Below are 21,268 nucleotides of genomic sequence, written 5' to 3' on the forward strand. Positions count from 1 at the left end.
CCTTTCCTCAGTTATCCACGACTTGTTCCGCGGCGGCAGCGACGGCTTCGGCAGTGAAGCCGAATTCACGGAATAAGGTCTTGTAGTCGGCGGATTCGCCGTAGTGCTCGATCGAAACGATCTTCCCGGTGTCACCGACCAGTTTGTGCCAGCTCTGCGCGACGCCGGCCTCGACGGCGACCCGCGCCGACACCGACGGCGGCAGCACGCTGTCGCGGTAGTCGTCGGGCTGGGACTCGAACCATTCGACGCACGGCATGGAGACCACCCGCGCCACAATGTCCTTGTCCGCCAACAACTTCTGCGCCTTAACGGCGAGCTGGACCTCCGAGCCGGTGGCGATCAGCACCACGTCGGGGTCCTGGCCGGCCTCCTCGCCGTCCGAACCCAGGATGTACCCGCCGCGGGCGACCCCCTCGGCGCTGGTGCCCTCGAGCACCGGCACGCCCTGGCGGGTCAGGATCAGCCCCACCGGGCCGCTGCCGTTGCCACGGGCCAGGATCGTGCGCCAGGCGTGCGCGGTCTCGTTGGCGTCCGCCGGGCGCACCACCGACAGCTTGGGAATGGCGCGCAACGCCGCGAGGTGCTCGATCGGCTGGTGGGTGGGGCCGTCCTCGCCCAGCCCGATGGAGTCGTGCGTCCACACGTAGATGGTGTCGATGTCCATCAGCGAGGCCAGCCGCACCGCGGGCCGCATGTAGTCCGAGAACTGCAGGAACGTGCCGCCGTACGCGCGGGTGGGGCCGTGCAGCACGATGCCGGACAGGATCGCGCCCATCGCGTGCTCGCGAACGCCGAAATGCAGCGTGCGACCGTACCAGTCGGCGGTGTAGTCCTTCGTCGAAATGGACGGCGGGCCAAAGGATTTCACGCCATCCATGGTGGTGTTGTTGCTGCCCGCGAGGTCGGCCGAGCCGCCCCACAGCTCGGGCAGTTTCGGTCCCACCGCGGACAGCACCTTGCCCGAGGCCGCCCGGGTGGCCAGCTCCTTGGAACCCGGCTCCCAGTGCGGGATGTCGGCGTCCCAGCCGTCGGGAAGTTCCTCGGCGGTCAACCGGTCCAGCAGCGCCTTGCGGTCGGGCTCGCGCTGCACCCACGCGTCGAAATCCGCCTGCCACTTCTCGTGCGCTTCCTTGCCGCGGTCGACCAGCTTGCGGGTGTGGGCGATCACCTCGTCGCGCACCTCGAAGTTCTTGTCCGGGTCGAAGCCGAGGATCTGCTTGACGGCGGCGACCTCCTCGTCGCCCAGCGCCGCGCCGTGCGCCTTGCCGGTGTTCATCAACTTCGGCGCGGGATAGCCGATGATGGTGCGCAGCTCGATGAACGACGGCCGGTCGGTGACGGCCTGGGCGGCCGCGATGGCCTCCTCGATGCCCACGACGTTCTCGCCGCCCTCGACCCTCTGCACGTGCCAGCCGTAGGCCTCGTAGCGCGCGGCGGTGTCCTCACACAGCGCGATGTTGGTGTCGTCCTCGATCGAAATCTGGTTGTGGTCATAGAAAACGATGAGGTTGCCCAGTTGCTGCACGGCCGCCAGCGACGAGGCCTCCGAGGTGACGCCCTCTTCGATGTCCCCGTCGGAGGCGATCACGTAGATGAAGTGATCGAACGGGCTAGTGCCCGGGGCGGCGTCGGGGTCGAACAGGCCGCGCTCGTAGCGTGCGGCCATCGCCATGCCGACGGCGGACGCCAGGCCCTGCCCGAGCGGACCGGTGGTGATCTCAACGCCCTTGGTGTGGCGGAACTCCGGGTGTCCGGGCGTCTTGGATCCCCAGGTGCGCAGCGACTCGATGTCGGAGAGCTCCAGGCCGAAACCGCCCAGGTACAGCTGCAGGTACAGGGTCAGGCTGCTGTGCCCGCACGACAGGACGAACCGGTCGCGGCCCAGCCAGTAGGTGTCGCTGGGGTCGTGGCGCATCGTCCGCTGGAACAGCGTGTACGCCAGCGGGGCCAGGCTCATCGCCGTCCCGGGGTGGCCGTTGCCGACCTTTTGCACCGCGTCGGCCGCCAGCACCCGAATGGTGTCGACGGCGGCCGAGTCGAGCTCGGACCAGTCGTCCGGGAGGTGCGGTTGGGTCAGCGTGGAGATCTCTTCGAGTGTCGTCACAGACTCAGTCCTTGGGTCATCGAGCTGATCAATCCCACCCTAGTGCGGGAGGGCCGGCTCTTGCAGAGCAGGATTTCGGGTACCCGCGGCCGGCAGGTGAGAAAATTACGCGCCCGTCGAAAGCCCTTAACATTCAGTTCGGAAAACTGGGAAAAGTCTGCGGGAACCGACCCACGGGCGGGGCATCGCCGCCACTCGGTCTACCATCGTCTGTAGTAGATGCTGCGCGCCGCTGCGACCCCGAGGAGTTATTGCGTGAGCGTTCGCGGGCGCGCCGCGCCGAGCCGATTGCCAAGCCGGGTGCGAGGCACGGTGCTGGCGTATCTGGCGCTGACCAAGCCGCGGGTCATCGAGCTGTTGCTCGTGACCGCGATCCCGGCGATGCTGCTCGCCCAGCGCGGCACGGTCAACCCGCTGCTGATCGTCAACACCCTGATCGGCGGCATGCTGGCCGCCGGGGGCGCCAACACGCTGAACTGCGTGGCCGACGCGGACATCGACAAGGTGATGAAGCGCACGGCGCGCCGGCCGCTGGCGAGGGCCGCGGTGCCCACCCGCAACGCCCTGGTGCTCGGGCTGGTGCTGACGGTCGGATCGTTCTTCTGGCTGTGGTGGACGACCAACCTGCTGTCGGGGCTGCTGGCCCTGGCGACGATCGCGTTCTATGTGTTCGTCTACACCCTGCTGCTCAAGCGCCGCACCTCGCAGAACGTCGTGTGGGGCGGTGCGGCCGGCTGCATGCCGGTGATGATCGGTTGGTCCGCCGTGACGAACACGATCGGCTGGCCCGCCCTGGTGATGTTCGCCATCATTTTCTTCTGGACGCCGCCGCACACCTGGGCGCTGGCGATGCGCTACAAGGACGACTACAAAGCGGCGGGCGTCCCGATGCTGCCGGCCGTCGCGACCGAGCGCCACGTGACCAAGCAGATCTTGATCTACACCTGGCTGACGGTGCTGTCCACCCTGGCGCTGGCGCTGGCGACGGGCTGGCTGTACGCGGCGGTCGCCGTGGTGGCCGGGGTGTGGTTCCTGGCGATGGCGCACCAGCTGTACGCGGGGGTGCGCGTCGGTGAGCCGGTCAAGCCGCTGCGGTTGTTCCTGCAGTCGAACAACTACCTGGCGGTGGTGTTCTGCGCGTTGGCGATCGACTCGGCCATCGGACTGCCGCACCTGTTCTGACGATCTGGGGCCGCCACTCGGGCGCCGCCAGTCACTTGGGCCACTCCCGTCTCTCCGAGAGAGTGGACCGCGAATGCCCACCTCCCCGCGACAATCGCCCGGCCCGAGTAGTTGCAACCCACACCACGGCGAGTAACGGCAACCCACCACGGCGAGTAGCGGCAAACCCACCACGGCGAGTAAGGGCAACCCCACCGCGCCTAGTAACGGCAACCCCACCAAGGCGGGTAACGGCAACCCCACCGCGCCTAGTAACGGCAACCCCACCACGATGCGTTGTCGCTCGGAGGTGGGCAAAACGCCCATCCCTTCCGCGGCGAGACCAATGTGACCCCTGTGACTCGACAGCCCTCAGGGCACCAGCACGATCGAGCCCGTGGTCTTGCGGCCATGCAGGTCCTCGTGGGCGCGGGCGGCATCAGCCAGCGGGTAACGCCCGCCCACCTCGACGGTGATGTCGCCACGGGCGATCGCGGAGAACAATTCCTCTGCGCGCCAGCTGAATTCCTGCCCGGTGCGGACGAAGTGCGCCAGCGACGGCCGGGTCAAAAACACGGAGCCGGCGGCATTGAGCCGCTGCGGATCGAACGGCGGAACGGGCCCGCTGGCCGCGCCGAACAGCGCGAGCGTGCCCCGCACGGCCAGGCTGGCCAGGCTGGCGTCGAACGTGGTCGCCCCCACGCCGTCGTACACCGCGGCCACCCCGGCACCGTCGGTCAACGCCCGGATCCGCTCGCCGAACTCGTCGGCGTCGTCGGGGTAGGAGAGCACCTCGTCGGCGCCGGCCTTCGCCGACATCCGCGCCTTCTCCGGGGTCGAGACCGTCGTGATCACCCGCGCGCCGAGCAGGTGCGCCCACTGCGTCAGGATCAGTCCGACACCGCCCGCGCCGGCGTGCACCAGCACCGTGTCGCCGGCCTGCACCGGATACACCGACTTCAACAGGTAATGCGCGGTCAGCCCCTTCAGCAGCGCCGAGGCCGCCACGTCGGCGGGAACGCCGTCGGGCACCGACGCGGTGAAAGAGGCTGGGGCGGTGGCATATTCGGCATAGCCGCCGGAAGCCGCGGCGGTGACCACCCGGTCGCCCGCGGTGAACCCCTCGACGCCCTCGCCGGTGTCCACCACCGTGCCGCTCGTCTCCTGGCCGAGGATGAACGGCAGCTGGCGCGGGTACTGGCCCGAGCGGAAATACGTGTCGATGTAGTTGACGCCGATGGCCTCGGCCTCGATCAGCACCTCGCCCGGGCCGGGGGAGGGTTGCGGCGTATCGACGTAGCGCAGCACCTCGGGGCCGCCGGTTTCGCTGACTTCGATTGCGTGCATGTGCTTATCATGCCCGGGCATGAAGCTCGCTCGTCCGGACGTCTTCCATCCCCGCATCGTGCTGGCGGGGCCCGGCGACAACCCCGACGACGCGGGGCTGGTGCCCGCGCTGCGCCGGCGTGGCCTGCACGCGCGGTGGCTGTCCTGGGACGACCCGGGGACCGCCCAGGCCGACCTGGTGATCCTGCGGGCCGCCCCGGTCGGGCCGGGCCGGCGCGACGAATTCCTGGCCTGGACCCGCCGGGTGCGCCACCTGCTCAACCCGCCCGACGCCATCGCCTGGAATTTCACTGAGCGCTATCTGCGCGATCTCGCGGACGACGGGATCCCGACGGACCCTGGCGCAACGGCCCGCTCGACGTTGATCTTTCTCGGCGGGGAGCGATCCCACGCCTGGCCGGGCGAGCCGGAGTTCGAGTCCTGGGACCTCGCCTATGCCGCGCTGGCGGCGGCCGCCGAACGCGCCGGGGTCGGCGCGCGGGAGCTCCTCTACGCGCGCGCCGACGTGGCGGGGGACCGGTTGGTGAAGCTGGATCTCGTTGCGCCGCAGCTGGGTTGGCGGCACGTGGACGCCGCCACTCGCGAGCTCGCGCAGCGCCGGTTCGCCGTGGCGGTCGAGTCAGGCTGCGAGCGGCTCGGGCTCGGCCCGTTCTCGCATCGACGCCCATAGCGCCGCGGTGGCGGCGGTGGCCGCGGCGGCCCCTGCCACGTGCAGGGCGACGAGCGCCGCCGGGACGCCGGTGTAGTACTGGGCGGTGCCGACGGCGGCCTGCGCACACAGCAGGACGAGCAGCACCCCGAGCCGCCGCAGCACCGGGCGGGTCGCACGCACCGCCAGCAGCCCGAAGCCCAGGCCCACGACCAGCGCGAGGTAGGCGACCAGCAGCGAGGAGTGCACGTGCACCAAAGTGGCGACTTCGACCTTGAGTCGCGGCACCGTCCGGGTGGCGCTGCGGTCACCCGCGTGGGGGCCGGCGGCCGTCACCAGCGTGCCGGTGACCAGCACCGCGGCCAGATTCACGCCCGAGAGGGCGGTCAGCGCGCGCAGCGGCGGGGGGATCAGCACGCGCACGGCTCCGTCGTCGGGCTCGTCGATCTTGACGTAGAGCAGCACCGCGAGCCACACCATCGTCATCGACGTCAGCAGGTGGATGGCCACCGTCCACCACAGCAGCCCGGTGCGCACGGTGATGCCGCCGATGACCGCCTGGACGACGGTCGACACCGGCATCAGCCACGCATACACCAGGACCTCGCGCCGTCGGCGGGCCCGCGTCACCGCGAGCACGGCCAACGCCGCGGTGATCACCACGGCGAAGGTGACCATCCGGTTGCCGAACTCGACGGCCTGGTGGATGCGCGGCACCTCGGCGTGAGCCACCGGGACGAAGCTGCCCGGAAAGCATTGCGGCCAGGTGGGGCAGCCCAGCCCCGAGGCGGTGACGCGCACGATCGCGCCGGTGATGGCGATGCCGCCCTGGGTCAGGATGACGGCCGCGGCGATCAGCCGCTGGACGCCCAGACTGGGATTGGGGAGCAGGTCCACCAGTCGCAACAGCGTTCGTCCGAGCACGGCCCGATCCTAAGGCACCGAAAACTACATGCTGTAGTACGCCCTGGGTCGCCGAGCGGTCGTCAGGTGAACCGGAACCAGCGCAGCGCGCTCAGCGCGCCCAGCGTGCCCCAGGCCGCCAGAACGATCACCCCGAACCAGTCCACCGACATGGTCATCGCCTGCGACAGCGCCTCGGTCAGCGCGCCCGACGGGGTCAGCCGGGCCGCCCATTTCACACCCGTCGGGATGATGTCGGTTTCCACGGTCAGCGCGCCCAGGCCGGCGAAGACGAACCACATCAGGTTGGCGACCGCGAGCACGATCTCGGCCCGCAGCGTCCCGCCGAGCAGCAGGCCGAGGGCCGCGAACACCACGGTGCCCAGCGCGATGACCCCCGCGCCCAACGCCAACGCGAGCAACGCGGGTCGCCAACCCAGCGCAAAACCGATGGCGCCCAACAGGATTGCCTGCAAGAACACCACCGTGACGACGGCCAGGGACTTGCCCGCGATGATGCCCCACACCGGCAGCGGGGTGGCCCCGAGCCGCTTGAGCGCGCCATACCGGCGATCGAAGGCGACCGCGATCGCCTGCCCGGTGAACGCGGTCGAGATCACCGCCAGCGCCATGATTACCGGCGTGAACGTGGCGGCGCGGTGCTGGCCGAACGAGCCGAGTGGCAGCAGCGTGAGCCCGACCAGCAGCGTGATCGGGATGAACATGGTCAGCAGCAGTTGTTCGCCGTTGCGCAGCAGCAGCTTGAGCTCCAGACCGAACTGCGCGGCCAGCATCTTGGGCACCGCGCTGGGGCGCGGGTCGGGGGCGAAAGTGCCTGCGGGGAAAGGTGATTCGCTCATGGCCGCAACTTCCTGCCGGTGAGGTCGAGGAACACGTCCTCGAGGCTGCGTTGCTCGACGCGCATGTCGGTGGCCAGCACGTCGATGCGGGCACACCACGCCGTGACCGTCGCCAGCACCTGCGGGTCGACCGGGCCCTCGACGAGGTATTCGCCCGGCGTCACCTCGGTGGCCTTGTAGTCCTCGGGCAGCGCCGCGGTCAACAGGGACAGGTCGAGCCGGGGCGGCGCGCTGAACCGCAACTGGTCCTTGGCGCCGCTGCGCATGAGCTCCGTGGGCGTGCCCGAGGCCACCGTCGCCCCGCGGTCGATGATGACGATCCGGTCGGCGAGCTCCTCGGCTTCTTTGAGCTGGTGGGTCGTCAGCACCACCGTCACGCCGTCGCGGCGCAGCGCGTCGATCAGCTCCCACACCAGCAGCCGCGCGTGGGCGTCCATGCCCGCCGTGGGCTCGTCGAGGAACACCAATTCGGGCCGGCCGACGAGCGCGCACGCCAGCGCGAGCCGTTGCTGCTGGCCGCCGGAGAGCCGGCGGTAGGTGGTGCGCGCGGCGTCGGTGAGGCCCAGGATGTCCAGCAGCCACGCCGGGTCCAGCGGATCGGCCGCGTAGGCGGCCACCAGGTCGAGCATCTCGCCGGCGCGGGCCGCCGGGTAGCCGCCGCCGCCCTGCAGCATCACGCCGATGCGCGCCCGCAGCCGCGCGTTGTCGGCGATCGGGTCCAGGCCGAGCACCTCGATGGTGCCGGCGTCCGGGCGCACGAAGCCCTCGCACATCTCGACCGTCGTGGTCTTACCGGCGCCGTTGGGCCCGAGCAGGGCCAGCACCTCGGCGGCGTGCACTTCCAGGTCGAGATCGGAGACCGCTGTGGTGGATCCGTAGTGCTTGCTCACGCCGCGCAGTCGCACGACCGTGTCAGGAACGTCGGGACTCACGAGCGCCGCTCCTCCTCATAGGCGCCGCTCATGCGGCGCACGGCTGGGTCGTCGGCGCGGCTCACGTGGAATCAGCGTAGGCGTCATGGGTCGGCGTCGGCCGCGGGGTCGGGGCAGGTTGCGCGGGCGATGACGGGTCGGCGGCCGGTCGGGGGTCGGTTTCCCGGGCCTGCACCGGCGGGGGCCGCCAGGGCAACCGGGTGTAGGTCAGCGCGATGAGCAGCACCACGATGACGGTGCTGGCCAAGGTGGCGTCCACGATCTGGAACAGTGCGAACCGGTCGCCGTTGGCGGTCGGGCCGAAGATGCCGACGACGAGGCTGATGACGATCGCCGCCACCCGGAAGCCGGCGCGGGTGGCCCAGCAGGCCAGCGGGATGATCGCCCACAGCAGATACCAGGGCTGCACGACCGGGAACAGCAGCACGCAGATGCCCAGCGCGACGCCGAGGCCGCCGATCGGGTGCAACCGGCCGCGGAAGACGGCCAGCAGCAGCCACGCCACCATGGCCGTGATGATCAGCACACCGATCGCACGGGTCAGTCCCAACACCGCGGTGGTGTGATCGCCCAGGCCCAGCAGGATGCCCACCTGCCCGGTGCCGAGCGCCAGCAGCGTCGGGGGCGACATCCAGCTGCGCACCACGTTCGCGGTGCCCAGCGTGTAGATCCAGCCGAAGCCCAGGCCGCTGGCCCAGCCCACGACGGCCATCACCGCCAGCGACAGGGCCGCCATGCCGCCTCCGGTCAACAGCAGGGCGCGCAGGTTTCCTCCCCGCCGGTAGGCAAGGGCCATCGTGACGAAGCCTAGCGCCAGCAGCGACGGCAGCTTCACCTGCGACGACAGCGTGATCAGGACGGCGCCGGCCACCAGCATGCCCAGCGGTTCCCAGTCGGGACCCGGCTTGAGGGAGCGCGGCAGCAGGCGCGGGGTGTCGACACCGCGCAGCGCGAATTCGGCACCCGCCAGCATCAGGCCCAGCATCAACGCCTCGTTGTGCACGCCGGCCACCAGATGCATGATCAGCAGCGGATTGGCCGCGCCCAGCCACAGCGCGCTGACCTCGGCGACGCCGCAGCGCCGGGCCAGCCGGGGCGTCGCCCACACGATCAGTGCGACGCCGAGCAGCTCGACGAGCCGGTGGCACAGCACGGCCGCGACGATGTTCTCCCCGGTGATCGCCGAAATGCCGCGCCCCATCCACAGAAACAGCGGGCCGTAGGGCGCGGGCGTCTCGCGCCACAGCGTCGGCACGGACAGGGTGAAGATGTGGGACAGGCCCAGCCCGGAGGCCGGGCCGACCCGGTACGGGTCGAGTCCCTCCAGGGAGATCTGGCTCTGCGCCAGATAGGAGTAGACGTCCTTGCTGTACATCGGTGGGGCGATCAGCAGCGGCAGCACCCACAGCAGCAGGGTGCGGTCCAGGTCACCGCGCGACATCCGCCGGTTGCCCAGCGCGAACCGGCCGAGCATCAGCCAGGCCAGCGCCATCATGACCGCGCCCGTGGTCGTCATCGTCAACGACACGGTCTGAATGCGCGACGGCAGGTTGAGCAGCCGCACCCCGAACGTCGGGTCCTGCACGACGGGCCGCGCCCCGGCGCCCAGCGCGCCGATCGCCATCAGCATCGTGCCGCTGGCGCCGAACAGGCGGATGCGGCGGAGCGAGGTCAGCTCGGTATCGTTCAGCGGCGTACCCACCGCCTGCTCGTCGCCGTGCAGACTCGCGATCGACGAGCTCAGCGTGTGGTGGCGGGCTGACATCTTCAGCAGCGTAGCCGTCCGGCGGTGTGACCAGCGCAACGCCAGGACAGGGGACCCTTGCTAGACCGATCGTCGGAATTGCGTCACACTGGTGTTGTGAAAATCCGAACCAGCCCCGATGGCGTCGCCGCGCCCGACGTCGGCGCTGCGAGCTCGGATCGTCACACCCGCCGCGCCATCGTGCGCCTGCTGCTGGAATCCGGAACGATCACCGCGGGCGAGATCGGTGACCGGCTGGGCCTGGCGGCCGCCGGTGTGCGCCGGCACCTCGACGCCCTGATCGAGGCCGGCGATGCCGAGGCCACGGCCCCCGCGGCATGGCAGCAGGCGGGGCGCGGGCGTCCCGCGAAGCGCTACCGGTTGACCGCCGGCGGTCGGGCCAAGCTCGACCACGCCTACGACGACCTGGCGGCGGCGGCCATGCGGCAGCTTCGCGAGATCGGCGGCGAAGAGGCGGTTCAGGCGTTCGCCCGGCAACGGATCGACGCCATCTTGACCGAGGTCACCGCGGCTGACAGCGCGGCGGACGACGACGTCGAGGCGGCCGCCGAACGGATCGCCACCGCGCTGACCAAGGCCGGCTATGTCGCCAGCACCACCCAGGTCGGCGGGCCGATTCACGGCGTGCAGATCTGCCAGCACCACTGCCCGGTCTCGCATGTCGCCGAGGAATTCCCCGAGCTGTGCGAGGCCGAACAGCAGGCGATGGCCGAGGTGCTGGGCACCCATGTCCAGCGGTTGGCGACCATCGTCAACGGCGACTGCGCCTGCACCACGCACGTCCCGCTGACGCAGAGCAAGGCTTCAAGTACGGCGCCCAGCCCGCGCCACATGACCGACACCACGAGCATCAAAGGAGCGTCTCGATGACACTCACACCCGAGGCCAGCAAGACGGCTACCGCACCGCTGACCCAGGAAGAGGCGATCGCCTCCCTGGGGCGGTATGGCTACGGCTGGGCGGACTCCGACGTCGCGGGCGCCAGCGCCCAGCGCGGGCTGTCCGACGCGGTGGTCCGCGACATCTCCGCGAAGAAGAGCGAGCCGGAGTGGATGCTGCAGGCCCGGCTCAAGGCGCTGCGCATCTTCGAGCGCAAGCCGATGCCGACGTGGGGCTCCAACCTGGAGGGCATCGACTTCGACAACATCAAGTACTTCGTGCGCTCCACCGAAAAACAGGCCGCGACCTGGGATGACCTGCCCGAGGACATCAGGAACACCTACGACCGGCTGGGCATCCCCGAGGCGGAGAAGCAGCGCCTGGTCGGTGGCGTCGCGGCGCAGTACGAGTCCGAGGTGGTCTACCACCAGATCCGCGAAGACCTCGAGGCCCAGGGCGTCATCTTCGTCGACACCGACACCGGTCTGCGCGAGCACCCCGAGATCTTTCAGGAGTACTTCGGCACCGTGATCCCGGCGGGGGACAACAAGTTCTCCGCGCTCAACACCGCGGTATGGAGCGGCGGTTCGTTCATCTACGTCCCGCCCGGCGTGCATGTCGACATCCCGCTGCAGGCCTACTTCCGGATCAACACCGAGAACATGGGCCAGTTCGAGCGGACGCTGATCATCGCCGACGAGGGTTCGTACGTGCACTACGTCGAGGGCTGCACGGCACCGATCTACAAATCGGATTCGCTGCACTCCGCCGTCGTCGAGATCATCGTGAAACCCAATGCGCGCGTGCGCTACACGACGATCCAGAACTGGTCGGGCAACGTCTACAACCTGGTCACCAAGCGGGCCCGGGCCGAGGCCGGCGCCACCATGGAGTGGGTCGACGGCAACATCGGGTCCAAGGTCACCATGAAGTACCCGGCGGTGTGGATGACCGGCGAGTACGCCAAGGGCGAGGTGCTCTCGGTGGCCTTCGCCGGCGAAGACCAGCACCAGGACACCGGCGCCAAGATGCTGCACCTGGCGCCCAACACGTCGAGCAACATCGTGTCCAAGTCGGTGGCGCGCGGCGGGGGCCGCGCGTCGTATCGCGGCCTGGTGCAGGTGAACAAGGGCGCCCACGGATCACGTTCCAGCGTGAAATGCGATGCGCTGCTGGTCGATACGATCAGCCGCAGCGACACTTACCCGTACGTCGACATCCGCGAGGACGACGTCACGATGGGGCACGAGGCCACCGTGTCCAAGGTCAGCGAGGACCAGCTCTTCTACCTGATGAGCCGTGGGCTCACCGAGGACGAGGCGATGGCGATGGTGGTGCGCGGCTTCGTCGAGCCGATCGCCAAAGAGCTGCCAATGGAGTACGCGCTCGAGCTCAACCGCCTCATCGAGCTGCAAATGGAAGGCGCGGTCGGATAGTGACGAATCTGACCGAAGCGGTTGAGGGCTCGGCCCTGACCGCGTTGAACAAGGGGGAGCTGTTCTCCTCCTTCGACGTGGATGCGTTCGAGGTCCCGCACGGCCGCGACGAAATCTGGCGCTTCACCCCGTTGCGCCGGCTGCGCGGCCTGCATGACGGTTCGGCGCATGCCACCGGCAAGGCGCAGATCACCGTCACCGACCAGCCCGGTGTGCGCACCGAGACCGTCCGCCGGGGCGACGAGCGGCTGGGCCAGGGCGGCGTCCCCACCGATCGCGTTGCGGCTCAGGCCTTCTCGTCATTCAACTCCGCGACGGTGGTGACCGTGGAGCGTGACACCGAGATCGCCAAACCTATCGAGATCGTCGTGGACGGGCCCGGCGAGGGCGCGGTCGCCTACGGCCATCTGCAGATTCGCGTCGAAGAACTCGCGCGGGCCATCGTGGTCGTCGACCTGCGTGGCAGCGGAACGTACGCCGACAACGTCGAGATCATCGTTGCAGACTCGGCGGCACTCGGCGTGATCTGGATCGCCGACTGGGCCGACGATATGGTCAACGTCAGTGCGCATCACGCACGGCTGGGCAAGGATTCGGTGCTCGGCCACGTCAACGTGACGCTCGGGGGAGACCTGGTTCGCACGTCGACGACGGTCCGGTTCACCGCCGCCGGCGGCGACGCTCAGCTGCTCGGCACCTACTTCGCCGATGACGGCCAGCACATCGAATCCCGGCTGCTCGTCGACCACGCGCACCCCAATTGCCGCTCGGACGTGCTGTACAAGGGTGCGCTGCAAGCGGATCCGGAATCCGACCGTCCGGACGCACACGCCGTCTGGGTGGGCGACGTGCTGATCCGCGCCGAGGCCACCGGCACCGACACCTTCGAAACCAACCGCAACCTGCTGCTGACCGACGGCGCCCGCGCCGATTCGGTGCCCAACCTCGAGATCGAGACCGGTGAGATCGTCGGCGCCGGACACGCAAGCGCCACAGGGCGATTCGACGACGAGCAGGTGTTCTACCTTCGGGCCCGCGGCATCCCCGAAGACCAGGCCCGACGGCTGATCGTGCGCGGGTTCTTCGCCGAGATCATCCAGAAGATCGCCGTGCCCGCCGTGCGCGAGCGGCTGACCGAGGCCATCGAACACGAGCTTGAGCTGACCGAAGGAAACAAGAACTGATGACCACACTCGAAATCAAGGACCTGCACGTCAGCGTCGCGCGTTCCAACGAGGCCGACGCCATCGGAATCCTCAAGGGCGTCAACCTCACGGTGAAGTCGGGGGAGACGCACGCGCTGATGGGACCCAACGGGTCCGGCAAGTCCACCCTGTCCTACGCCATCGCCGGGCACCCGAAGTACGAGGTGACGTCCGGGTCGATCACGCTGGACGGCGAAGACGTGCTGGCGATGAGCGTCGACGAACGCGCCCGGGCCGGGCTCTTCCTCGCGATGCAGTACCCGATCGAGGTCACCGGGGTGTCCATGTCGAACTTCCTGCGCTCGGCGGCCACCGCCGTGCGCGGTGAGGCGCCGAAGCTGCGGCACTGGGTCAAGGAAGTCAAGGCCGCGATGGACGACCTGGGCATCGACCCGGCGTTCTCCGAACGCAGTGTGAACGAAGGCTTTTCCGGTGGCGAGAAGAAGCGCCACGAGATTCTTCAGCTGTCGCTGCTCAAGCCCAAGATCGCCATCCTGGACGAGACCGACTCCGGCCTGGACGTCGACGCGCTGCGAGTGGTCAGCGAGGGTGTGAATCGCTACGCCGAAGCCGAGCAGGGCGGCATCCTGTTGATCACCCACTACACCCGCATCCTGCGCTACATCCAGCCGCAGTTCGTCCACGTGTTCGTCGGCGGGCGCATCGTGGAAGCCGGCGGCCCCGAATTGGCCGACGAGCTCGAGGAGCACGGCTACGAGCGCTTCGTGCAGGCGGCGTCTGCGAAGGCCTGACATGACTCGGCGTGATGCGGCGGCTTCCAGTCTCGATCTCGCGGCGATCCGTGCCGACTTCCCGATCCTCAAGCGCGTCATGCGCGGCGGAAATCAGTTGGCCTATCTGGACTCCGGGGCGACGGCGCAGCGCCCGGTGCAGGTGCTCGACGCCGAGCGCGAATTTCTGCTGACGTCCAACGGCGGGGTGCACCGCGGGGCGCACCAGCTGATGGAGGAGGCCACCGACGCCTACGAGCAGGGCCGCGCCGACATCGCGGCGTTCGTCGGCGCCGACGCGCAAGAGCTGATCTTCACCAAGAATGCCACCGAGGCGCTGAACCTGGTCTCCTATGTGCTCGGCGACAACCGGTTCGAGCGCGCCGTCCGTCCCGGCGACGTCATCGTCACCACCGAGCTCGAGCACCACGCCAACCTGGTCCCCTGGCAGGAGCTGGCCCGCCGCACCGGTGCCACGCTGCGCTGGTACGGCGTCACCGACCAGGGCCGCATCGACCTGGACTCGCTGGAGCTCGACGAGCGCGTCAAAGTCGTGACCTTCAGCCACCATTCGAACGTCACCGGCGGGCTCGCGCCGGTGGGCGAGCTGGTCTCCCGCGCCAAAGCCGTCGGCGCGCTCACCGTGCTGGACGCCTGCCAGTCGGTGCCGCACCGGCCGGTCGACTTCCACGCCCTCGACGTCGACTTCGCCGCCTTCTCCGGACATAAAATGCTGGGCCCCAACGGGATCGGCGTGCTCTACGGCCGCGGTGAGCTGTTGTCGGCGATGCCGCCCTTCCTCACCGGTGGCTCGATGATCGAGAACGTGGCCATGGACTCCTCCACCTACGCCGCGCCCCCGCAGCGTTTCGAGGCCGGCACCCCGATGACGTCCCAGGTGGTCGGCTTGGCCGCGGCGGCCCGCTACCTCGACGACATCGGCATGGACGCCGTCGAGGCACACGAACGCGAGCTGGTCGCCGCCGCCCTCGAGGGCCTGTCCGGGATCGACGGGGTGCGGATCATCGGACCCACCGCACTGGAAAACCGCGGCTCGCCGGTGGCGTTCGTCGTCGACGGCGTGCACGCGCACGACGTCGGGCAGGTGCTCGACGACGATGGCGTCGCGGTGCGTGTGGGGCACCACTGCGCGCTGCCGCTGCACCGCCGGTTCGGACTGGCGGCCACCGCCCGGGCGTCCTTCGCGGTGTACAACACCGCCGAAGAGGTCGAGCGGTTGGTCGCGGGCGTGCGCCGCGCGCTGGATTTCTTCGTCGGCGATCGTAAGCCCGGCGAAGCCGGGCGCAGCGGGTCGTCGCCATCGGTTGGGAGACAATGACCTTGCGCCTCGAACAGATGTATCAGGACGTGATCCTCGATCACTACAAGCACCCACAGCACCGCGGGCTGCGGGAGCCGTTCGGCGCCGAGGTGTTCCACGTCAACCCGGTCTGCGGTGACGAGGTCACCCTGCGCGTCGCGCTGTCCGACGACGGCGAAACCGTCGCCGACGTGTCGTACGACGGGCAGGGCTGCTCGATCAGCCAGGCGGCCACCTCGGTCCTCACCCAGCAGGTGATCGGTCAAAGTGTCGGCGATGCCCTCAAGACCATCACCGCGTTCACCGAGATGGTGTCCTCCCGCGGCACCATCGAGGGCGACGAGGACGTGCTGGGCGACGGGGTCGCGTTCGCCGGAGTGGCCAAATACCCCGCCCGGGTGAAATGCGCGCTGCTGGGGTGGATGGCGTGCAAAGACGCGCTGGCGCAGGCTTACTCACGACAAGAACCAGCCCTCGAGGAGGTTACAGATGAGCGAGACCACCACACCGCATGACGAGTTGCTCGCCGACGTCGAGGAAGCGATGCATGACGTCGTCGACCCCGAACTCGGCATCAACGTCATGGATTTGGGCCTTGTGTACGGCCTGGAGGTCGAGCACGGCGAGATGGGCCCGGTGGCGTTGATCGACATGACGCTCACCTCGGCGGCGTGCCCGTTGCAGGACGTCATCGAGGACCAGTCGCGCAGCGCGCTCGTCGGCGCCGGCTTGGTCGACGAGCTGAAGATCAACTGGGTGTGGAACCCGCCATGGGGCCCGGACAAGATCACCGACGACGGGCGCGAGCAACTGCGCGCCCTTGGCTTCACGGTCTAGAACCGGCCCTTTCGCACGCCGCGCCGACGCGCGGCTCCCGCCACGGGTTGTGGAGGGGACGCTCGATCATCCGTCGCGGTTCGCGGCCGCAGTTGTGGACGACGCCACGAAATGCGTTGCGCCGCGGCGCGCCCGGGCTCGTGAGCAGAATTACGTACTGTCCGTAGCCTTTGGATTCAACGTGTCGCGGGTGGATGAAGCGCCGCGACGCCATCGCAACAAAGAGGAGGATGTCTGGCCGCTGCGGCGTCGGTCTGGCGGCCGCCCCCGGGAATCAACTCGACCGCTGTTGCGTTCGGCTAGCCGTGGCGCACGCGAAGAGATGTCTTAATATCAGCCGGTCGAGCATTCCTGATCGGGGGGCACGGTGTTAACGCTTCTCAAGCGGGCATGGGTTCCGCTGGTCGTGGCTGTGGCGCTGGTCATCGGTGGCGTCGCAGTGATCCGACTCAACGGCGTTTTCCCAGGACCCGGGCTGCCCAAGCCCGATCCCCGGGACGCGACCCCGCCGTATGCGGCCAAGACCGCCATCTACGAAATCCTGGGACCGCCCGGGACGACCGGCGTCGTCAACTGGATGGATGCGGAGTCACTGCCGCAGAAGGCCAACTTCACCACCTTGCCGTGGTCGAAGACGATCGTCGCCGAGATGCCCGGCATCTTCGCCTACGTCGTCGCCCAAGGTGACAGTCCCTTCATCGGCTGCCGCATCACCGTCGACGGCAAGTTGGTCGATCAACAACAGGCCACCAACCGGAACGCGCAGGTTTCCTGCTTGGACAAGTCCGCGTGAGCAGCGATAGCAGCGACGCTGACGACACGGCCGAAATCCCCGTCGTGCAGCGCACCGAGGTTGACCGGAAACCGCGGATCGCCCGCACCATGCGTGTCCTGGCGCTGCCGATCATCGTGGTCTGGCTGCTGATCGCGATCGGCGTCAACGTCTTCGTCCCACAGCTGGAAAAGGTTGCCGAGGAAGTCTCGGTGCCGCTCTCGCCATCCGACGCGCCCTCGGTGACCGGGATGAAGCACATCGGGGAGAAATTCAAGGAGTACGACTCCGACAACCTTGTCCTGGTGACCCTGGTCGGTGACAAACCCCTCGGCGAGGATGCTCACCGGTTTTACGACGATCTGGTCAAGAAGCTGCAGCAGGACCACGAACACGTCGAGCATGCGCTGAATTTCTGGGGACAGCGATTCACGTCTTCCGGTGTCGAGAGCTACGACCACAAGGCCGCCTATGTTCAGGTCAACCTGCGGGGTGACCAAGGCGGGGCCGTCGGCGACAAATCGGTTGCGGCGGTTCGCAAAATCGTCGCGGACTCGAAACCGCCGGCCGGGGTGAAGGCCTACGTCGCCGGTCAGGGAGCCCTGACCGCCGACACGATCGTCGTCGGCGACGCGAGCCTGGCCAAGATGACGATCATCACCATCATCATCATCGCGATCATGCTGATGTTCGTCTATCGATCCATCGGCACGGTGTTGCTGACGATGGTCATCCTGTTCGTCGGACTGGCCACCGGTCGCGGCGTCGTTGCGCTGCTGGGCGAAACCGGCATCATGGGGCTGTCGACCTTCGCCGTCAACTTGTTGACGGCACTGGCCATCGCCGCCGGCACCGACTACGCCATATTCATGGTCGGCCGCTACCAGGAGGGCCGCGAACGGGGGCTGGATCGCGAAGCCGCCTATTACGACACGTTCGCCGGTGTCACCAAGGTGGTGCTGGGCTCGGGTTTGACGATTGTCGGGGCGCTGGCCTGTCTGAAATTCACCCGGCTGCCGTACTTCAGTTCGCTGGCGTTTCCGTGTGCGGTCGGTCTGCTGGTGGTGGTGGCCGCGGGCGTCACGCTGACGCCCGCGCTGATCGCCTTCGCAAGCGGCTTCGGCCTTTTCGACCCGAAGCGCGAGTTCAACTACACGCGGTGGCGCCGCTTGGCGACGGCCATCGTGCGGTGGCCGGCGCCCATCCTCGCTACGTCGGTCATCCTGGCGATCGTCGGCGCAATTGGCTTGATGGGCTTCACTCCTCGTTACAACGACCTGTACTACCTGCCGCCGAGCGCTTCGTCGGTGCAGGCGTACACCGCGGCCGATCAACACTTCACCCAGGCCCGGTTGAACCCGGACCTGCTGATGATCGAATCGGACCACGATCTGCGCAATCCGAGGGACATGCTGGTCCTGGACAAGATCGCCGGTGCCATTTTCCGGGTGCCGGGCATCGAACGTGTGCAGAGCATCACCAGGCCTCTGGGCCCGCCGATTCAAGACGGATCGATTCCGTTCCAGCTCAGTGTGCAAAGCGCGCCGATCCGCAGCAACCTGAACTACCTGAAGGATCGCGTCGCCGACATCAAGAAGATCACCGGTTTCCTCGACACCCAGATCGCGCTGTTGGAGCGTCAGTACGCGGTCACACAGAAGCTCGCGAACGCCGCCGACGACAGCTCGAAAACCACGGGGGAGACGGCGGCCATCACGGACGAAATCCGGGATCACATCGCGGATTTCGACGACTTCTGGAGACCGATTCGCAGCTACTTCTACTGGGAGAAGCACTGCTACGACATCCCGATCTGCTGGTCGCTACGGAGCCTGTTCGACGCGCTGGACGGGTTCGATCTGCTGGCCGAAAAGTTCCACGCCCTCACGAGCGACCTCACCAACACGGCCAAGGCCACGCGCGAACTGCTGGCGATCATCCCCGAGAACATCGCCGTCTCGAAGTCGATCCGGGATACGACGCTGACCATCTACAGCTCGTTCGACAGCCTGATCGATCAGTTCGACCGGTTGACCGACACGAACGCCGTGATGGGCAAGTCCTTCAACGACGCCCAGGTGGAGAGCCTGTTCTACCTGCCACCCGAGATCTTCCAGAACTCGGACTTCCAGCTGGGGTTGAGCCTGATGGTGTCGCCGGACGGCAAGGCCGCGCGCTTCATCATCACTCACTCCGTGGATCCGGCGACGTCGAAGGGAATCGCGTCCGTCGATCAGGAGCGCCAAGCGGCCAAGGAGGCGCTGAAACTCACCTCGCTGGAGAACGCGGACATCTACCTCGGCGGCACGGCCGCAACGTTTTACGACATCGCCAACGGCGCCAAGTACGACCTGATGATCGCCGGGGTGGCCTCGATCGTGCTCATCTTCATCATCATGGTGATCGTGACCCGCGCGCTGGTCGCGGCGGGCGTCATCGTCGGCACCATCGTGATGTCGCTAGGGGCCGCCTTCGGGTTCTCGACACTGATCTGGCAGCACCTTGGTGATTTCCAGTTGCACTGGGTGGCAACCGAATTCGCGTTGATCGTGCTCCTGGCGGTGGGGTCCGACTACAACCTGATGCTGGTGTCCCGCATCGAGGAGGAGATCGGAGCGGGGCTGAAAACGGGACTCATCCGCGGCATGGGTGTGACCGGGCCGGTGGTGACGGCCGCCGGCGTGGTGTTCGCCGTCACCATGGGCACGATGATCACCAGCGATCTCCGGGCGATCGGCCAATTCGGCACGACGATCGGCATCGGCCTGTTGTTCGACACGTTCGTCGTCCGATCGCTCATCACGCCGTCGATCATGACGGTGATGGGACGCTGGTTCTGGTGGCCGAAGCGGGTACGGGTCCGCCCGGCCAGTCAGATGCTCCGGTCGGTCGGACCCCGCCCGCTTGTTCGTGCACTGCTGTACCACCCGCAACGCGGGGTGCCGTCGGATGCGCAGACATAGCAGCCGGCGGGACAATCGGTCTACGTTTCGCGATGCGCCGCCATGGCGGCTTCGCGCTGAGCCTTCTCTTTGACGTGGGTCGAGCAGCAATGCACGATCTCGCAATGGTAGCGGTCACTGCACTCGTGCGAACAATAGACCGATGCGGCCGGGAGCCACTCCGGATCGGATAGGTCACGCCGCCGGGCATCCGGGTCGAACGTGTGGCCGCAATGCACGCAGGTCTTGGTCTTGACCATACTGGTCAGAATACGCGCGGCTGCCCTGAATCGGTGCTGGTTTCTTATCGCTAGCGGACAATTTCCGTTGCGCAAAACAGGAGGCGTGCAATTCAAAGTCACTTTATTTCGCTAACGAATTAACTGCCGCCCAAAACCAACTCGGTCGTTTTCGATTCCCGCCGTCACGGCAGATCAGCGAACCGGACGGGTCAAACGGTCGACGCTGCCGGTGCAGCTCAACAATGACTCTGTCTATTCCGACCAGTTCAACGGCTGAACGGCCGGCGGCCCGCTGCGCCCGGCTTCGCGCCGCCGCAGGCTAAAGGTGGAACGGCAGGTGGGGCAGATGCAGGTGGTGGTGGTGCGGGTGGCCCATGGGCGGGCACGTCTCCAAGCTGATCATCGCCGCGTGCAGCACACCGCCGTCTTGAGTTCCGTTAGCGCCCAGGCATTTACCGTTGGTGATCGCCTGGGCGTCCGACGGTGTCTGCCGTTGATATGAGGTCGATTCGGTGACCGTCACGGTGGTGGGCGCGCCCGGGCCGCCGGGGCCCAGCCCGGTGACGGTGATGGTGTTGCCCGACACCGACGCAACCGTCCCGTAGAACCCGGCCGGCGGTTGGCACTTGCCGTCCGCGGACGCGGTGACCGTCACCGATTGCGCGGTGACCGCCCCGGGGGTCGGCGCGCTCTGCGGGGTGGCGCGGACGTTCACGCAGCTGCCGGGGGTCACGTCGGCCAGCTTGGCCGGGGTGACCTGGACAACCCTCGTCTCGGGCGTGTAATCCACACTCGCGGAGCCGGTTCGCGTCCGCAGTGCGATCGTGCCAGCCGACACCGACTGGACCATGCCCTCGACGTAATCCTTGCCGACCGGCGGCGGCGGGGGCGGCGCCGGCGGTGGCACCGCGCTCGGTGCGGCGCTGGGCGGGACGGCCGTGACGGCGGGCGGCGCGTTACTGCTCGACGTGTCGCGCGGGGAGTCGCACATGGCCACGCACAACGCGATGAAAACGATCACCGCGGCGATCGCGATGTGCGTCGGCCGGGGTTTCAACGAAGCGGCACGCACAGACTCTTCTCCATCACATGTTCGCCGTCGTGGCCAATCACCCCCGGCGGGCGCGGTTTTCGCTCGCGCCCGCCGGCGGTGACGGCAATCTCAGCTAGCTCGAGCCT

General features: G+C 68.0%; 19 protein-coding genes. 11 read left to right on the forward strand and 8 right to left on the reverse strand.

All coding sequences use genetic code 11. The features are described 5' to 3' along the window. Positions 1–7 precede the first annotated feature (7 nt). On the reverse strand, positions 8–2,107 hold the full coding sequence (tkt, locus tag QGN30_RS12280) for a transketolase (protein ID WP_008258107.1): 2,100 nt from the start codon (positions 2,105–2,107) through the stop codon (positions 8–10). Between the two features lie 255 nt (positions 2,108–2,362). Between tkt and QGN30_RS12285 the strand changes: the two genes are divergently transcribed. Continuing rightward, entirely contained in the window at positions 2,363–3,289 is a 927-nt protein-coding gene (locus QGN30_RS12285) for a heme o synthase (RefSeq protein ID WP_036390170.1), read from the forward strand. A gap of 351 nt (positions 3,290–3,640) precedes the next feature. Here QGN30_RS12285 and QGN30_RS12290 read toward each other — a convergent pair whose 3' ends face one another. Next, positions 3,641–4,615 carry a quinone oxidoreductase family protein gene (locus tag QGN30_RS12290; RefSeq protein WP_038536674.1) on the reverse strand — a complete coding sequence of 325 codons (975 nt, stop codon included), beginning with the start codon at positions 4,613–4,615 and terminating at the stop codon, positions 3,641–3,643. A gap of 19 nt (positions 4,616–4,634) precedes the next feature. On the opposite strand from QGN30_RS12290, the gene QGN30_RS12295 reads away from it, so the two are divergent. Next, complete coding sequence (locus QGN30_RS12295) at positions 4,635–5,285, forward strand: hypothetical protein (RefSeq protein WP_009955762.1); 651 nt, start codon at positions 4,635–4,637, stop codon at positions 5,283–5,285. Here QGN30_RS12295 and QGN30_RS12300 read toward each other — a convergent pair. The 4 genes from QGN30_RS12300 to mptB all read right to left on the reverse strand — a co-directional run bounded on the left by QGN30_RS12300 (position 5,235) and on the right by mptB (position 9,724). Then, positions 5,235–6,188: a COX15/CtaA family protein gene (locus tag QGN30_RS12300; RefSeq protein ID WP_009955760.1), complete on the reverse strand. Its 954-nt coding sequence runs from the start codon at positions 6,186–6,188 to the stop codon at positions 5,235–5,237. The genes QGN30_RS12295 and QGN30_RS12300 overlap by 51 nt on opposite strands. 62 nt (positions 6,189–6,250) lie before the next feature. Beyond that, complete coding sequence (locus QGN30_RS12305; protein WP_014380452.1) at positions 6,251–7,027, reverse strand: ABC transporter permease; 777 nt, start codon at positions 7,025–7,027, stop codon at positions 6,251–6,253. Further along, entirely contained in the window at positions 7,024–7,959 is a 936-nt protein-coding gene (locus QGN30_RS12310) for an ABC transporter ATP-binding protein (RefSeq protein WP_036397191.1), read from the reverse strand. Before QGN30_RS12310 ends, QGN30_RS12305 begins: the two co-directional genes overlap by 4 nt. A 61-nt stretch (positions 7,960–8,020) precedes the next feature. After that, on the reverse strand, positions 8,021–9,724 hold the full coding sequence (gene mptB, locus QGN30_RS12315; RefSeq protein WP_009955756.1) for a polyprenol phosphomannose-dependent alpha 1,6 mannosyltransferase MptB: 1,704 nt from the start codon (positions 9,722–9,724) through the stop codon (positions 8,021–8,023). 96 nt (positions 9,725–9,820) lie between these two features. Between mptB and QGN30_RS12320 the strand changes: the two genes are divergently transcribed. The 9 genes from QGN30_RS12320 to QGN30_RS12360 all read left to right on the forward strand — a co-directional run bounded on the left by QGN30_RS12320 (position 9,821) and on the right by QGN30_RS12360 (position 19,868). Next, on the forward strand, positions 9,821–10,594 hold the full coding sequence (locus QGN30_RS12320) for a helix-turn-helix transcriptional regulator (protein WP_009955755.1): 774 nt from the start codon (positions 9,821–9,823) through the stop codon (positions 10,592–10,594). After that, positions 10,591–12,039 carry a Fe-S cluster assembly protein SufB gene (sufB, locus tag QGN30_RS12325; protein ID WP_067168569.1) on the forward strand — a complete coding sequence of 483 codons (1,449 nt, stop codon included), beginning with the start codon at positions 10,591–10,593 and terminating at the stop codon, positions 12,037–12,039. Before QGN30_RS12320 ends, sufB begins: the two co-directional genes overlap by 4 nt. After that, positions 12,039–13,223 (forward strand): Fe-S cluster assembly protein SufD, encoded by a 1,185-nt coding sequence (gene sufD / locus QGN30_RS12330; RefSeq protein WP_067168571.1) that lies wholly within the window; start codon positions 12,039–12,041, stop codon positions 13,221–13,223. Before sufB ends, sufD begins: the two co-directional genes overlap by 1 nt. Beyond that, complete coding sequence (gene sufC, locus QGN30_RS12335; RefSeq protein WP_067168573.1) at positions 13,223–13,996, forward strand: Fe-S cluster assembly ATPase SufC; 774 nt, start codon at positions 13,223–13,225, stop codon at positions 13,994–13,996. The genes sufD and sufC overlap by 1 nt, the downstream gene beginning before the upstream one ends. A gap of 1 nt (position 13,997) precedes the next feature. Continuing rightward, a complete protein-coding gene (locus QGN30_RS12340) occupies positions 13,998–15,314 on the forward strand; it encodes a cysteine desulfurase (protein ID WP_326567148.1) in 1,317 nt (438 codons plus the stop codon). Further along, positions 15,311–15,811, forward strand: coding sequence for a Fe-S cluster assembly sulfur transfer protein SufU (gene sufU / locus QGN30_RS12345; protein ID WP_009955750.1), 501 nt, complete (start codon positions 15,311–15,313; stop codon positions 15,809–15,811). Before QGN30_RS12340 ends, sufU begins: the two co-directional genes overlap by 4 nt. Beyond that, positions 15,786–16,133 carry a metal-sulfur cluster assembly factor gene (locus tag QGN30_RS12350; protein ID WP_008258091.1) on the forward strand — a complete coding sequence of 116 codons (348 nt, stop codon included), beginning with the start codon at positions 15,786–15,788 and terminating at the stop codon, positions 16,131–16,133. Before sufU ends, QGN30_RS12350 begins: the two co-directional genes overlap by 26 nt. 367 nt (positions 16,134–16,500) lie before the next feature. Then, positions 16,501–16,926 (forward strand): MmpS family transport accessory protein, encoded by a 426-nt coding sequence (locus QGN30_RS12355; RefSeq protein ID WP_008258012.1) that lies wholly within the window; start codon positions 16,501–16,503, stop codon positions 16,924–16,926. Further along, positions 16,923–19,868, forward strand: a complete 2,946-nt coding sequence (locus QGN30_RS12360) for an MMPL/RND family transporter (RefSeq protein ID WP_009955747.1) — start codon at positions 16,923–16,925, stop codon at positions 19,866–19,868. The genes QGN30_RS12355 and QGN30_RS12360 overlap by 4 nt, the downstream gene beginning before the upstream one ends. A gap of 20 nt (positions 19,869–19,888) precedes the next feature. Here the strand turns inward: QGN30_RS12360 and QGN30_RS12365 are convergent, their stop codons facing one another. Together QGN30_RS12365 and QGN30_RS12370 are read right to left on the reverse strand one after the other, a co-directional pair. Further along, a complete protein-coding gene (locus QGN30_RS12365; RefSeq protein WP_009955746.1) occupies positions 19,889–20,107 on the reverse strand; it encodes a hypothetical protein in 219 nt (72 codons plus the stop codon). Positions 20,108–20,408: 301 nt separating this feature from the next. Continuing rightward, complete coding sequence (locus tag QGN30_RS12370) at positions 20,409–21,146, reverse strand: DUF5666 domain-containing protein (RefSeq protein ID WP_095763441.1); 738 nt, start codon at positions 21,144–21,146, stop codon at positions 20,409–20,411. Between the last annotated feature and the right edge of the window lie 122 nt (positions 21,147–21,268).

The sequence above is a fragment of the Mycobacterium sp. 3-98 genome, assembly GCF_035918355.1.
In the GTDB taxonomy this organism is placed as follows: Bacteria; Actinomycetota; Actinomycetes; order Mycobacteriales; family Mycobacteriaceae; genus Mycobacterium; species Mycobacterium intracellulare.